The organism is Clostridium sp. MCC344, assembly GCF_018785365.1.
GTDB lineage: Bacteria > Bacillota > Clostridia > Lachnospirales > Lachnospiraceae > Pilosibacter.
Map to the genome: position 1 here is coordinate 14,231 of NZ_WQPQ01000011.1, position 13,643 is coordinate 27,873.

Annotated in this window: 12 protein-coding genes and 1 other annotated feature; of the genes, 1 reads left to right on the plus strand and 11 read right to left on the minus strand. The window is 50.9% G+C overall.

Annotated elements, in window-relative coordinates:
• Positions 1-206 precede the first annotated feature (206 nt).
• Complete coding sequence (gene glmS / locus GPK90_RS02205; RefSeq protein ID WP_215702039.1) at positions 207-2,024, plus strand: glutamine--fructose-6-phosphate transaminase (isomerizing); 1,818 nt, start codon at positions 207-209, stop codon at positions 2,022-2,024.
• 139 nt (positions 2,025-2,163) lie between these two features.
• Here glmS and GPK90_RS02210 read toward each other — a convergent pair whose 3' ends face one another.
• The 11 genes from GPK90_RS02210 to GPK90_RS02260 all read right to left on the minus strand — a co-directional run bounded on the left by GPK90_RS02210 (position 2,164) and on the right by GPK90_RS02260 (position 13,497).
• A complete protein-coding gene (locus tag GPK90_RS02210) occupies positions 2,164-2,796 on the minus strand; it encodes a cytidylate kinase-like family protein (RefSeq protein WP_215702040.1) in 633 nt (210 codons plus the stop codon).
• Between the two features lie 144 nt (positions 2,797-2,940).
• A complete protein-coding gene (locus GPK90_RS02215) occupies positions 2,941-3,852 on the minus strand; it encodes an RluA family pseudouridine synthase (RefSeq protein ID WP_118533039.1) in 912 nt (303 codons plus the stop codon).
• Positions 3,849-4,364, minus strand: a complete 516-nt coding sequence (lspA, locus tag GPK90_RS02220; protein ID WP_118321062.1) for a signal peptidase II — start codon at positions 4,362-4,364, stop codon at positions 3,849-3,851. Before lspA ends, GPK90_RS02215 begins: the two co-directional genes overlap by 4 nt.
• 9 nt (positions 4,365-4,373) lie before the next feature.
• Positions 4,374-5,474 carry a 3-dehydroquinate synthase gene (gene aroB / locus GPK90_RS02225; RefSeq protein ID WP_215702041.1) on the minus strand — a complete coding sequence of 367 codons (1,101 nt, stop codon included), beginning with the start codon at positions 5,472-5,474 and terminating at the stop codon, positions 4,374-4,376.
• A 12-nt stretch (positions 5,475-5,486) separates the two neighbouring features.
• Complete coding sequence (locus GPK90_RS02230; protein ID WP_215702042.1) at positions 5,487-6,242, minus strand: YlmH family RNA-binding protein; 756 nt, start codon at positions 6,240-6,242, stop codon at positions 5,487-5,489.
• Between the two features lie 11 nt (positions 6,243-6,253).
• Positions 6,254-6,766, minus strand: a complete 513-nt coding sequence (locus GPK90_RS02235; protein WP_118298034.1) for a cell division protein SepF — start codon at positions 6,764-6,766, stop codon at positions 6,254-6,256.
• Between the two features lie 17 nt (positions 6,767-6,783).
• On the minus strand, positions 6,784-7,467 hold the full coding sequence (locus GPK90_RS02240) for a YggS family pyridoxal phosphate-dependent enzyme (protein WP_118298033.1): 684 nt from the start codon (positions 7,465-7,467) through the stop codon (positions 6,784-6,786).
• A gap of 11 nt (positions 7,468-7,478) precedes the next feature.
• On the minus strand, positions 7,479-8,903 hold the full coding sequence (locus GPK90_RS02245) for a biotin/lipoyl attachment domain-containing protein (RefSeq protein ID WP_182426852.1): 1,425 nt from the start codon (positions 8,901-8,903) through the stop codon (positions 7,479-7,481).
• Between the two features lie 143 nt (positions 8,904-9,046).
• Positions 9,047-10,987: a threonine--tRNA ligase gene (gene thrS / locus GPK90_RS02250; RefSeq protein WP_215702043.1), complete on the minus strand. Its 1,941-nt coding sequence runs from the start codon at positions 10,985-10,987 to the stop codon at positions 9,047-9,049.
• 86 nt (positions 10,988-11,073) lie between these two features.
• Positions 11,074-11,272, minus strand: a binding site (T-box leader).
• Positions 11,273-11,276: 4 nt separating this feature from the next.
• Positions 11,277-12,416: an ABC transporter ATP-binding protein gene (locus GPK90_RS02255; RefSeq protein WP_215702044.1), complete on the minus strand. Its 1,140-nt coding sequence runs from the start codon at positions 12,414-12,416 to the stop codon at positions 11,277-11,279.
• Between the two features lie 70 nt (positions 12,417-12,486).
• On the minus strand, positions 12,487-13,497 hold the full coding sequence (locus GPK90_RS02260) for a FecCD family ABC transporter permease (RefSeq protein WP_215702045.1): 1,011 nt from the start codon (positions 13,495-13,497) through the stop codon (positions 12,487-12,489).
• Between the last annotated feature and the right edge of the window lie 146 nt (positions 13,498-13,643).

Below are 13,643 nucleotides of genomic sequence, written 5' to 3' on the forward strand. Positions count from 1 at the left end.
TGCATTATGTAAATATAACGGTGTAAGTATAACATATAGAGGAAGGAAAATTGTTTAATTTTTTTTTAATTTTTCTCATCCCGCCGATACACCAAAACCAGTCACCAATTGACTTTCCTGACATTTAATACTATAATCCTATCAAATTGGCTCTGCCTGGAAACAATGAAAACAGATTCTTTCATCAGGAAATGGAGATGATATATATGTGTGGAATTATCGGATACTGCGGTCCTTTAGATGCGCAGACAGTATTGCTAGACGGCCTTACCCAGCTCGAATACCGTGGTTATGACAGCGCCGGGATCGCCCTGTTTGATGAGAACTCAAAGATCCATTTTATCAAAAAAGTCGGAAAAGTTGCCGCTCTCCGCAAGGTGTGCAAGGAAAATCCGGTCGTGTCCCACTGCGGGATCGGTCATACCCGCTGGGCAACGCACGGCGGCGTCACCAGTGAAAACGCCCATCCGCATGTTGCAGGGAAGGTGACGATGATCCATAACGGCATCATAGAAAACTATCACGCCCTGACGGAAAAATACCGCCTGGAAGGAAAACTTCACTCCCAGACGGACACGGAAGTTGCCGCAGCAACCTTAAACGAGATCTACAACGGTGACCCGATCCCGTCGATCCGGAAATTTTTAAACCAGCTGGAAGGCTCCTACGCCTTCTGTATCATGTTTGAAGACCGTCCCGGCGAGATCTATGCGGTGAGAAACGTAAGTCCGCTCGTAGCGGCTTACACGGCTTCAGGCGCCATGATCGCCTCCGACCTGACCGCACTTCTCCCGTACTCAAAGAAATACTTCGTTGTTCCGGAAGGAAAGCTCGTACAGCTCACCGCCTACCACGCTGATCTCTACGAGCTTGACGGCACAAAGACTGAGCCTGAGATCCTGGAGGCATCCTGGAACACGGACGCTGCCATGAAAAACGGGTTCCCTCACTTTATGATGAAGGAGATCCACGAGCAGCCGGAAGTGTTAAAGAAAACGATCCTGCCGCGTCTCACAAAAGGTCTCCCGGATCTCACCGACGAGAAGATCCCGGATGAGCTCTTAAAACGGATCACAAATATCCGCGTCATCGCCTGCGGAACTGCCATGCACGCCGGGATGGTCGCAAGAGCCCTGATCGAGCCACGTCTCAGGATCCCGGTCACAGTGTCCATCGCCTCCGAGTTCCGCTATGAGGAGCCGCTGATCGATGACTCCACGCTCACGATCGTGATCTCCCAGTCCGGCGAGACGATCGATACCCTGGCGGCGCTGCGCCTCGCGAGAGAATGCGGCTCCACCGTGATCTCGGTTGTAAATGTAAAAGGTTCCACGATCGCCCGCGAAAGCGACTATGTGATCTACACGCATGGAGGCCCTGAGATCGCCGTGGCGAGCACGAAAGCCTACACGGTACAGATTGCCGCCCTCTATCTTCTTTTCTGCCGTATGGCGCTTATACGCGGCGTATACACGGAAGAACATGCAGAGCAGTTCATGAGTGACCTCTTAAACTGTGCCACCTCCATGGAGACCATGATCCGGGAGGAAAATACGATCAATGAGATCGTCACCCATATCGTAAACTACCCGGATGTCTTCTTTATCGGCCGCGGAATGGACTACGCATTCTCCCTGGAGGGCGCGTTAAAGCTGAAAGAGATCTCCTACATTCATGCGGAGGCTTACGCAGCCGGTGAGTTGAAGCACGGAACCATCGCTCTGATCACAGACCATGTTCCGGTCATCGCGATCGCGACCCAGAAGCATATTTTCGCAAAGACGATCTCGAATATCCGCGAGGTGAAAGCGCGAGGTGCTTATGTGATCCTCCTCGTCACGGAAGATACCGCTGTCGACGAGGGCATTGCAGACGTGATCATCCGCATTCCAAGGGAAGATGACAAATTCACCGTGTTCCCAATCGCCGTTGTCCTTCAGCTCATCGCCTACTACGCTTCCGTCCAGAAAGGTCTTGATGTGGACCAGCCGAGAAACCTGGCAAAATCCGTGACGGTGGAATAAATAAAACAAGTTTATACAAAAAACCACCGGTTCAGGCAGATACATCCTCGCCCGGACCGGTGGTTTTTTACGCTTTATTCTTCTTTTTTATCCATTCTGATCCTTCTGTACGTTCGCCGGATGGCTTCCGTCAGAACCACTATTTCTTATAAGCGCCCTTGATCTTCGCAAATTCCTGGATCATCTTCACAACTCCGTCATATCCGATCTTGCTGCTGTTCATGCAGAGATCATAGCTCTTGGAATCGCCCCAGCGCTTGCTGGAATAATAGTTATAGTAACTGGAACGCTTTTTATCGGTCTTGATCATGAGATCCTTCGCCTGAGATTCCGTGATCTTATGGCGCTCCATCAAAGTCTTGATCTTCACATCCTCATCGGCGGTGATAAATACCGATATCACATTCGGGTAATCCGCCAGCGCGTAGTCAGCGCAGCGTCCGATAATTACGCAGGATTCTTTATCCGCAAGATTTTTGATCGTATCAAACTGCGCAAGGAAGATCTTATGGTTGATCGGCATATCCATATATGCAGAGTTCGTATATCCAAGGGAATACGTATCCATTACCAGAGAATATAAGAAACTGCTCGTCGGTTTCTCGTCATGGGTCTCAAACAGCTCTTTGCAGAGACCGCTCTCTTTTGCAGCCAGATTCAGGAGCTCTTTGTCATAACATTTTATACCGAGTTTTTCTGCTAACGCCTGCCCGATATGTCTTCCTCCGCTTCCGCATTCTCTTCCGATCGTAATAATAAGGTTATCACTCATATGCCACAGCTCCTTTCTGTCATCAAGCTTTCCGATAGCTATATTATACAAAAATTATAGGCGATATGCAAGAGTTATTCCATAAATTTTCTGAATTTTTGTATCAGTATATGCATAAAGCAGAATAAAAAAAGCCGGGAAAAATTATCCCGGCAATTTTCTTAAAAGCTCCTCAAAATACTCCGGCAGCGGCGCCGAAAACTCCATATATTCCCCAATCCGCGGATGAACGAACCCTAAAATCCCTGCGTGCAGTGTCTGCCCCTGGAGCTTATACGGACATTTTGCCGGACCATAGACGGCATCCCCCAAGAGCGGATGTCCAATGCTCGCCATGTGGACACGGATCTGGTGCGTTCTCCCCGTTTCCAGGCGGCACTCGATATGGGTGAAATCCTTGAATCTCGCGATCACCCGGTAATGGGTCACCGCGGATTTTCCGTTATTGTAATTGATCGCCATCTTCTTCCGGTCTTTCGGACTTCTTCCGATCGGCGCGTCGATCACGCCCTCATCGTCCTTTAAAACGCCGTGAACGATCGCCTGGTAGCGGCGGGTGATCGAATGTTCTTTCAGCTGTGCTGCGATGGAATTGTGGGCGAGATCATTCTTGCAGGCGATGATGACGCCGGTCGTGTCCATATCGATCCGGTGGACGATCCCCGGGCGCAGAACCCCGTTGATCCCTGAGAGATCTTCCTTACAATGGTACATCAGCGCATTCACCAGAGTCCCTGTGTAATGTCCTGCTGCCGGATGGACCACCATGCCCTTCGGCTTGTTCACCAGGATCACATCGTGATCCTCATATAAGATATCGAGCGGGATATCCTCCGGAACGATCTCTGGCTCCACAGCCTCCGGCACCTCGAAGGAGATCGTATCCCCCTCTGCCGCCTTGTAGCTCGCCTTCACCGGGCGCCCGTTTACCATGACTTCCCCGGATTTTAACAGCTTCTGCAAAAACGAGCGCGACAGATCTTCATACTGTTCCGCAAGGAACTTGTCGATCCGGTCTCCAGCCGTCTCCTCGGTCACAAAACATTCTTCTCTCACTGCTCATTCTCCTTTTTTGATGAGAGGAAGGAAAGCTCATCCTCCTTGTAGAAAAAGCCGATCAGCAGGATCAGAAGTCCGGCCGCGCAGACCACGTAGCAGTCCGCCACGTTAAAAATCGGGAAGTCGATGAGGCTAAAATAGAAGAAATCCACCACGAACCCCCGTACCGCACGGTCGATCAGGTTTCCGACAGCTCCGGAAAGGAGAAGGATCATGGCGATATAAAGAGGCAGGTACCGGCTTCCGGACGGAAGTTTTGCCACAAAGACAAGGACCGCGATCACAACGGCCGCAGCCACCAGGAAGAAAAACCACTGTTTTCCCTGGAGGATCCCGAAAGCCGCTCCCCGGTTTTCCGAGTATAAAAGCTCAAAGACTCCCTTGATCAGCACCAGCGGTCCGTTGACGCGCAGCGTGCTGTAAGCCATACTCTTCGCCCACTGGTCCAGGGCGATGAGCAGGGCAGAACAAACGGCAAGAATGCCGTAGCGTTTTCCGATCGTATTCATAAAACACTCCTATCTGAAAATGGCTGCAAGGGCGCGCTCCATCTCCTCTTTTGTGACGGTCCGGTCGATGTAGGCATGTCCCACACGGTCCAGAAGGATGAACTTGATCACGCCGGCCTCCATCTTTTTATCATTTTTCGTCGCCGCGATCACTTCCTCCGGATCGAGACCGGAAACAGATGTCGGTATGGAGAAATACTCCATCAGTGCCCGGTATGCATTGATCTCATCCTGGTTCACAAGACCGCGCTCCTTACAGATATTCATGGCTGCAAGGGCACCGACCGCAACACAGTGACCGTGGAGCATCGTAAAATTCTTTAATTTCTCGATGGCATGCCCCAGCGTATGACCAAAGTTTAAGGTCGCACGCTCATTCTGCTCGGTCGGATCGATCTCAACGACCTCACGTTTGATAAAATCGCTTCCCTGGATCAGAAGTTTTAATGTATCCGCATCCTTTGCGAGGATTTTTTCTTTGTTGGCCGCGATCCAGTCAAAGTATTCCCGGTCACGGATCAGACCGTGTTTGATGACCTCTCCCATGCCGCCGGAAAACTGGTTGTCCGGAAGTGTGCGAAGAACGGACACGTTCGTGTATACAAGTTTCGGCATATGGAAAGCGCCGACCATATTTTTGTAGGAATCAAAATCAACCCCCGTCTTTCCGCCGATCCCGGAGTCCACCTGGGATAACAGGGTTGTCGGGATCTGGACAAAATCAACGCCGCGGAGATAGGTAGCTGCGACAAAGCCGCAGAGATCGCCCGTAACGCCGCCGCCCAGTGCGACGAGAAGATCTTTCCGGTCATAGTGGTTTAAGATCAGATGTTCGTAAGCTCCCTGGACCGTCTTTAAATTCTTGTTCTCTTCCCCTGCCGGGAACACATAGGAAGTGACCTCGCGGCAGCAGCCGAAGAGGATCCTTGTCACCTCATCGAGATAGATGTCAGCGACATTGGAATCCGCGATGATGCAGATCTTCTTCTTTTCGGTGCCGAGAACGGAGATCTCCTTTGCAAGTGAATCAAACGAGTCCTCCAGGACAATATCATAAATAGTCTTCCCGTCCATGTGGACCGGGATCCGGTTTACATGTTCTTTGATCATAAGGATAACCTCCTATTTGTAGCGGTACACCACGACGGATGTACGCCCCTTTTTCGTAAGATTTCCCGGCTCTCCGAACCGGAATTTTCCGACCCCGCGGATTGACAGGATCTCTCCGCCCCGCAGGTTTAACGATACATTTGTGCAGACAGCTCCGTTTACGGAAACCTTCTCACCTTCAATATAGACTGCTGCCTTTGTCCTGGAAAGTCTCGCGCACAGTGCGACGACCGAGTCCAGGCGGACCGAGCTCACCGTTCCGGAAACCTCCTCCGTCTCCGGTTCCGGGAGATCCGAAAAATCCGACGTGATCTCTGTGATAACAGAAGTGTGCCGGATCATCGTGAGGTTCTCCGCAAGGTATCTGCTCATCTTTTCCATGACAAAAACCCAGGCATTCCCCTCCTGCAGAACAATATCTCCGATCATGGACCGCTCGATGCCGAGATTCATGATCGCACCGAGATAATCTCTGTGTGTCAGCTCCTCCGCAAAACGCCGGTTCGCGGGCGCGATCTTTAAACACACAAACGGCGGAGCGTAGAGTTCCTCCTCGTAGGACGCCAGAAAACATAAAACCTTCCGTTCAGACATCGGAAAGCCGCCGGAAAGTACGAACTTCACCGGCGGCAACGTAGCCGACATATTCTGGAAGACAGTCTGTTCTGCAAGTGTCAGAAAATCTGTGTGAAGCGGGATATCGCGGGAGTAGGCATTCTGCGCCAGTTCCTGGATCCGCTTTTTAAAAAGCTGTTCTTCCTTTTCCATATCGATCCTTTTTACAGATGAATGTTGAGTCCGGATACGTCTAAGTTTCCTCCGGAAAGAAGATCCTGGAAGTCACCGGACAGTTCAACGGACTGCGGGGTCGCAATAAAAATGTAATTGGAAATCTTCTGGAGATTTCCGTTCATGGAATAGGTGGATCCGGATGTGAAATCGATGATCCGCTGTGCGGTCTCGGTGTGAATCCCCTCCATGTTAAGGACTACTGCCTTTCCGGCAAGCAGATAATCGCAGATCTCCTTTGCGTCATCCAGGGATGTCGGTTTGATCAGAGAAACCTCCATCCCGTTTCCGCGGCGCATCGGAACGACTTTATTGTTGTTTGTGGCGCGAGGTAAGAATCTCGGTTTCTCCTCCTCATAATCATCCAGATCATCGGCTGCCTGTTTCTTAAAAAGGCTCTTTCGTGCCGGTTTTTCATCCTCATAATCGTCATCTAAGAAGTAATCGTCATCTTCATCGTCGTTCAGACGCATCGTATCCATAATCTTGCCTAAAAAGCTCATATCTAGTTCTCTCCAATCTATCTGGAACCAAAGATTCCGGTCCCTACTCTAATCATGGTTGCACCTTCCTCAACAGCCACCTCGAAGTCGCCGGTCATACCCATGGAAAGCGCAGTCATAGTACCATTATCAATGTTTTTACTTTTGATGTCAACATATAATTGATATAATTCTTTAAAATATTTTCGATTTTCTTCCGCGTCTTCGACGTTTGGAGCGATCGTCATCATCCCCTTTACGCAGACATGCGGGAATGCCTGGATCTCTTTCAGGTTCGGGATCACATCCTCTAAGAACATGCCGAATTTGCTCTCCTCCCTCGCTACGTTGACCTCGAGGAGCACGTTTGCGATCATATCACGCTTCGCCGCTTCCTTCTCGATCTTCTCTGCGAGATGGACGCTGTCACAGGAGTGGATCAGGACCGCCTTATCGATGACCTGTCCGACCTTGTTTGTCTGGAGATGTCCGATCATATGGAATCTCGCATCCTCCGGGATCTGCGGACGTTTTTCCGTGATCTCCTGCACCTTGTTTTCACCGAAATCACGCTCCCCGGCCTCATAAGCTTCCATCAGCATGGAAACCGGCTTCGTCTTGCTGACGGAGATCAGGGTAACTTCCTTCGGGTCTCTTCCCGCACGAAGGCAGGCCGCATTCACGCGTTCTCTCACATTTTTTATATTCTCTGCAATTGACATGATAAAACCTCCTACTGATAGATGATCATTCCGTTTCCGGTCACGGCATTCGCGTCAAGGACAATGTGGTCGTAGACGGACAGACCGTAGTCCGTTCCCTTTTTGATCGTGTAATATTCATCATTCGAAGAAAGAATCTCAATTCTCCGGAATACCGTATAACCGCGGTTGATATTGTAGACACCCTGTACAGACTGGGTCATTCCGATCTGATAGCGCTCCCCGGAATCATCCTTCGTGAGGAAGTCCCCGGCTTTCAGCTCGCTGTTTTCCCCGGCGTCCACGTAATAATATTCGTCATCCGCATAGTAGATCGTACACGGAGTGACAACTCCCACCGTCTTTCCGTCCGCATATGTCTCTTTCCGGAAACCGCTCTGAGAGACTATCGAGGTGTCGGAAGAGTCTTTCTTCCCGCTCACATAGTAGTCTTTCGGGATCACATAGAACGTCACATCGGTCACGGAACTTCTCGGGATCTTGAGTCCGCGCACTTCATCCGTCACGATCTCAAAGTCCACATAGCGGTCCGATACAAACTGCTCCATATATTTGGAAAAATCGAGTTTTCCGTATGTTTTTCCGTCTCCCCCAGTCACGGTGGAGAATGCCCCCGAAGTCTCCAGGTCACGCCCTGTAAACTTTACTGTCAGGGATGTCTTCCCATTATAAGTGGTAAGATCTTCATCGGAAAGTGGAAATACGATCGACCAGTCCTCGGAGGTAATGATCTTATAAGCCGGAGCCCCCGTCTCCACGAGCTGCCCGGAACGGATCCCGGATTTTTTATAGCTGCTCTTGTCAAACATCTCAGCAGTCACCTGGTTTGGTGTCAGAGTCTCCATCGAATCAATGGAGTACGAAACAACACCGGCCACATCGGACCGCACCTGGGTAAAATTCCCGCCGAGTTCTGAGATCGCGCTGTCCAGATTTTTCAGTGTATCCACGCTGACATACTCCAGGACTTCTGAATCCAGAGTATTCTTTGTATCATAGATTTCGCGGAAATCCTCGTTGGTGAATGTCTGGCTGAAGCTCGACAGCTGTTTTTTTAAAGAAGCAAGATTCTCCTTTGAGAGCGCGACCGATCCGTCTGTTTTCTCCGCGAGCAGAGCCGAAAGTGTTCCGGTCTCATCGATCGAGTAGACTCTTGTGCCAACGGCTGCTCTCTTTCCCTCACGCATATAGAAGTTGATGTTTCCGGCACGGTCCGTATATTTCGGCTCCTCCGTCCGGAGAATGATCCCGGTGTGCCTCGTATCATTTACGATACTTCCTTCCACAACTTCATAAAACTCCACCTTGTCCCTGCGAAGGTAGGTATAGAGATAAAACGCCATATATAAGAAAATGAGGGCAAAAATGATCATGCCCACATTGATATTCAGGGGCCGGCGATAACGAACGACTTTCCTGTTCTTTTTCTTCGCCAATTGATAAAACCTCCCAACGGTCATATTCCGCTTTATGATACCATCATTCAGAAAAAAGTTCAAGCGGACAGACAAAAAAGCAGAAAAAAGCCGGTCCACGGAAAATTCCGAAGACCGGCCTGCAATTTATCTCTGGATCGAGATTATTTCTCTTCTTCTTTCTTTACTTCAACCGGACGGTTGATGCGTGCTGTGATCTCAGCCTTGATATTTGCGATAAATACATTCAGATCCTCTGCACCCTCATCGCCTTTGAAGCGGCTTCTTACGGATACGGTTCCGTCTGCCTGCTCTTTCTGTCCGACAACTAACATGTACGGGATCTTCTGACCCTGTGCCTCACGGATCTTGTATCCGATCTTCTCGGAACGGAGATCGATCTCGGAGCGGATATCCGCTGCGTCAAGAGCTGCCTTGACGGATTTTGCGTACTCCTCGTATTTCTCGGAGATCGGAAGAACCTTGACCTGAACAGGTGCAAGCCATGTCGGGAATGCGCCTGCAAAGTGCTCGATCAGGATACCGATGAAACGCTCGATGGAACCGAAGCATACACGGTGGATCATGATCGGTCTGTGCTTCTCACCGTCAGCTCCGATGTACTCAAGTTCGAAACGCTGCGGAAGCTGGAAGTCAAGCTGGATCGTACCGCACTGCCATGTTCTGCCGATCGCGTCTACCAGATGGAAGTCGATCTTCGGGCCATAGAATGCGCCGTCGCCTTCGTTGATCACATAGTCGAGTCCAAGGTCATCAAGCGCACCCTGTAAGGAGCTTGTTGCAAGCTCCCAGTCCTCGTCGCTTCCCATGGAGTCTTCCGGTCTTGTGGAGAGCTCTACATGGTACTTGAATCCGAACAGGGAATATACCTGATTGATGAGGCCTGCTACGTTCTTGATCTCGTCGCGGATCTGCTCCGGAGTCATGAAGATATGGGCATCATCCTGTGTGAAGCAGCGTACACGCATAAGACCGTGAAGCTGACCGGATTTCTCATGACGGTGAACGATACCAAGCTCGCCCATACGGAGCGGAAGGTCACGGTAGGAACGCGGCTCGGAAGCATAAACAAGAACGCCGCCCGGGCAGTTCATCGGTTTGATCGCGTAATCTTCGCCGTCGATCACAGTTGTATACATGTTGTTCTTATAGTGATCCCAGTGACCGGATGTCTCCCAGAGACTTCTGTTTAAGATGATCGGTGTGGAGATCTCTACATAACCGGCTTTTTTGTGGATCTCGCGCCAGTAGTCAAGCAACGTGTTCTTTAATACCATTCCCTTCGGAAGGAAGAACGGGAATCCAGGACCCGCATCGCTCATCATGAAGAGACCGAGCTCTTTGCCGAGCTTTCTGTGGTCACGCTTCTTCGCCTCTTCCATCATGGTAACGTAAGCTTCCAGGTCTTCCTTCTTTGCGAAAGCTGTCGCATAGATACGTGTGAGCATCTTGTTCTTTTCGCTTCCGCGCCAGTAAGCACCGGCGATGTTCATGAGCTTGAATGTCTTGCCGACTTCCTTTGTGTTCATGAGGTGCGGGCCTGCACAGAGGTCTGTGAACTCGCCCTGTTTGTAGAAGCTGATGATCGCATCTTCCGGAAGATCCTCGATGAGCTCTACTTTGTACGGCTCATTCTTTTCTTTCATGAATTCGATCGCCTGCGCTCTCGGAAGCTCGAAGCGCTCTAACGGAAGAGCTTCTTTGATGATCTTCTTCATCTCAGCTTCGATCTTTGCGAGGTCATCGGATGTTACCGGCTCATCGCGGTCGATATCGTAGTAGAAGCCGTCAGCGATGGACGGACCGATCGCAAGCTTTGTCTCCGGCCAGAGTCTCTTGATCGCCTGAGCCATCACATGGCTTGCTGTGTGGCGGAGTGCTGCAAGACCTTCCGGATCCTTTGCTGTGAAGATATTTAATGTGCAGTCCTTGTCAACAATCGTGCGCAGATCCTTTACTTCTCCGTCGATCTCTGCGACACAGGCCATTCTTGCAAGGCCTTCGCTGATATCTTTTGCGATGTCGATGACAGCCATCGGCTGTGCGTACTCTTTAAAAGAGCCATCTTTTAATGTTACTTTCATGGTCATTCTCCTCTTTCTTGTGGAAAAATTTTATGCTGTTTTCCGTTTCGCGAAAAAAAAGTCCCTTGACTGTACACGAAATACAGTCAAGGGACGAGATTACCCGTGGTTCCACCCTGCTTATATAGAAAATCTATACCACTTCATTTGATGATAACGGAATCACCGTTCCCGATTAAGGGACACTCCAGGGCGGTCTTCGGTTCGTTCCGTGCAGGATATTCTCACCAAACATATCCCTCTCTGAGCATTTTCCGAACGTACTCTTCCTGTCAACGTGTTATTTTTTTCACTTGTAAATCAGTATATCACCGGAATCAGATTTGTCAAGATTTATTTGCTGTAATTTTCCGAGTTCCTTCGCAGACCGCCAAAGCTCGCGGTTCCTGCTGTTCATGGTCCCGAAGACTGTGAGCGGGCAGAGAACGGCTTCGCAGGAATCCAGAAGTTTTTCTGCCTGAAGATACGCCTGCTCTCCCACCGGCTCAAACGGGATCTCGGAGACCACCTCTGCCGCCAGCGCCTTCGCCGTCTGGTACTCCACATCATTTTCATGGATGACCCCGGCCGCAAACGCGATCCCGGCTCTGTTTAAGGCGTGGTACACAGGGATCCCACTCCCCATCCCGCCGATGACAAACACCTTCGGAGTTCCGTCTGTCCGCGGAAGCTCCGGAAAACCAAGTGAAGTCAGATAGCTCCCGTGTCGGATCCCGTAGAGGTTCGCGATATACTCCTTTTCAAAGACTTCCTCCGGGGTTCCTGCTCTTCCGATCGTCCCGTGTTCTGCACAGAGCACGTAATCGGAGATCCGCTCCGCAAGGTCCAGCTCGTGGAGCGACATGAGGATTGCCATATTTCTTTCGTGAACCAGCCGTTTCAAAATATCAAGGAGCTCGAGTTTATGCCGGATATCAAGAAAGGAGGTCGGCTCATCGAGGACCAGGAGTTCCGGTTCCTGGCAGATGGCGCGAGCCAGAAGAACGCGCTGCTTCTGTCCATCACTCGTGTTCCGGAACAGGATGTCCGCAAGGTCTTCGCACTGCACCATGGAAAGGGCGTCCCGGACTTTTTTCTTATCTTCCCCGGACAGGATCCCGAACCGGCCGGTATACGGATACCGCCCGGCAGCGGCCACATCAAAACACGTCATAAGCTCCGGATCCGGCCGCCCGGTCATGACCACGGCAGTCTTTTTCGCAAACTCATGGTCGGAATATTCCCCGATCCCCCTGCCGTCCAGATAAACACTCCCGCCCAGAGGAGAAAGCTCACGGATGATGCTCTTTAAGATCGTGGACTTTCCGGCCCCGTTCGGTCCGATCAGCGTGACGATGGAGCCGCGGCGGATGTTCATGGAAATATCGGAAATGATCGGTTTTCCGCGGTATCCGACGGTCAGGCAGTCGGCTGTCAGGTAGGTCTTCATACGTTCTCCTTTCATGCTGCTCACAGGCTGATAAGCTGTGGTCTACAAGCTGCTCCATACTTTCCCGGTATCAGCGTTTTGCCCTCTTTATCATCATCACGATCACCACCGGCGCTCCGAACACTGCGGTCACGGAACTGATGGAGAGCTCCGTAGGCGCGAATAATGTCCTCGCCAGCAGATCGCTGAACAGGCAGAAAACAGCCCCGCCGAGGAAGCATCCCGGGATCACAATGATCGGCTTCGCGGTCTTAAAAAGCTGCCGGATCACATGGGGCACCGCGATCCCGACGAATGAGACCGGACCGGCAAACGCAGTCACTGTGGCTGAGAGGATGCTGGACAAAAGGATCAGTTCGATCCGGAACCGTCTGATATTGACTCCCATGTTTCTCGCGTAGACTTCTCCCAGCTGGTAAGCTCCCATGGCTTTTGAGAGCAGCATGGAACCAAGAAACGCCGCTGTGACTACAAGGGAGCTGATCTTCACCCCATCCATCGAGATCCCGGAAAAGCTTCCCATGGACCAGTTGTGGAGATTTACGATATTCGAATCATCCGCGAACGTCACGATAAAATCCGTGGCCGCAGAACAGATATAGCCGATCATAATGCCGCTGACCACCAACATGGACATCTGAGGGATCTTTTTTGAGACCGTCAGGACAAAGCCCATGGACACCATGGCGCCGAGAAATGCCGCAAGGATCATGGTCCAGGAATTCATGATCAGTCCCTGTCCGAGGAACACGACCATAAAGACCGATACGACAAGCTTTGCTCCGGACGAGATCCCGAGGACGAAAGGTCCTGCGATCGGATTTGAGAAAAATGTCTGTAAGAGAAAACCGGATACGGAGAGTGCTCCGCCGAGGGTCAGGGCAGCGAGCATTCTCGGAAGCCGGATATCAAAGAGGATATGCCGGACCATATCGGTCCCCTCTTTCGCAGTCAGGGCCGCGAGGAGATCTGCTGCCGATACCCGCACGCTGCCGACCGCCAGGCTCAAAAAGCCGAGTCCTCCGAGCAGAACGATCAGGAGCAGATAGGCGCGGATGATCCGCTTTGTCTGAACTTCCATAGCTTCCATGTCTCCTTTCATCGACCGCGGTTTTTAAGCTGTTTTGTAACTATTCAATAGGTCAGCGCACTTGCTGCGCTGACCGTAATAAAACACAGGCTTGAAGGCAAAAATCCCATCAGCGAAGCCGATTTGGAATGGATTTT

Coding starts and splice junctions, on each gene's coding strand:
- glmS (WP_215702039.1), top strand. CDS start 207: ATGTGTGGAATTATCGGATACTGCGGTCCTTTAGATGCGCAGACAGTA.
- GPK90_RS02210 (WP_215702040.1), bottom strand. CDS start 2,796: ATGAGTGATAACCTTATTATTACGATCGGAAGAGAATGCGGAAGCGGA.
- lspA (WP_118321062.1), bottom strand. CDS start 4,364: ATGAATACGATCGGAAAACGCTACGGCATTCTTGCCGTTTGTTCTGCC.
- aroB (WP_215702041.1), bottom strand. CDS start 5,474: ATGATCAAAGAACATGTAAACCGGATCCCGGTCCACATGGACGGGAAG.
- GPK90_RS02230 (WP_215702042.1), bottom strand. CDS start 6,242: ATGGAAAAGGAAGAACAGCTTTTTAAAAAGCGGATCCAGGAACTGGCG.
- GPK90_RS02235 (WP_118298034.1), bottom strand. CDS start 6,766: ATGAGCTTTTTAGGCAAGATTATGGATACGATGCGTCTGAACGACGAT.
- GPK90_RS02240 (WP_118298033.1), bottom strand. CDS start 7,467: ATGTCAATTGCAGAGAATATAAAAAATGTGAGAGAACGCGTGAATGCG.
- thrS (WP_215702043.1), bottom strand. CDS start 10,987: ATGAAAGTAACATTAAAAGATGGCTCTTTTAAAGAGTACGCACAGCCG.
- GPK90_RS02255 (WP_215702044.1), bottom strand. CDS start 12,416: ATGAAGACCTACCTGACAGCCGACTGCCTGACCGTCGGATACCGCGGA.
- GPK90_RS02260 (WP_215702045.1), bottom strand. CDS start 13,497: ATGGAAGTTCAGACAAAGCGGATCATCCGCGCCTATCTGCTCCTGATC.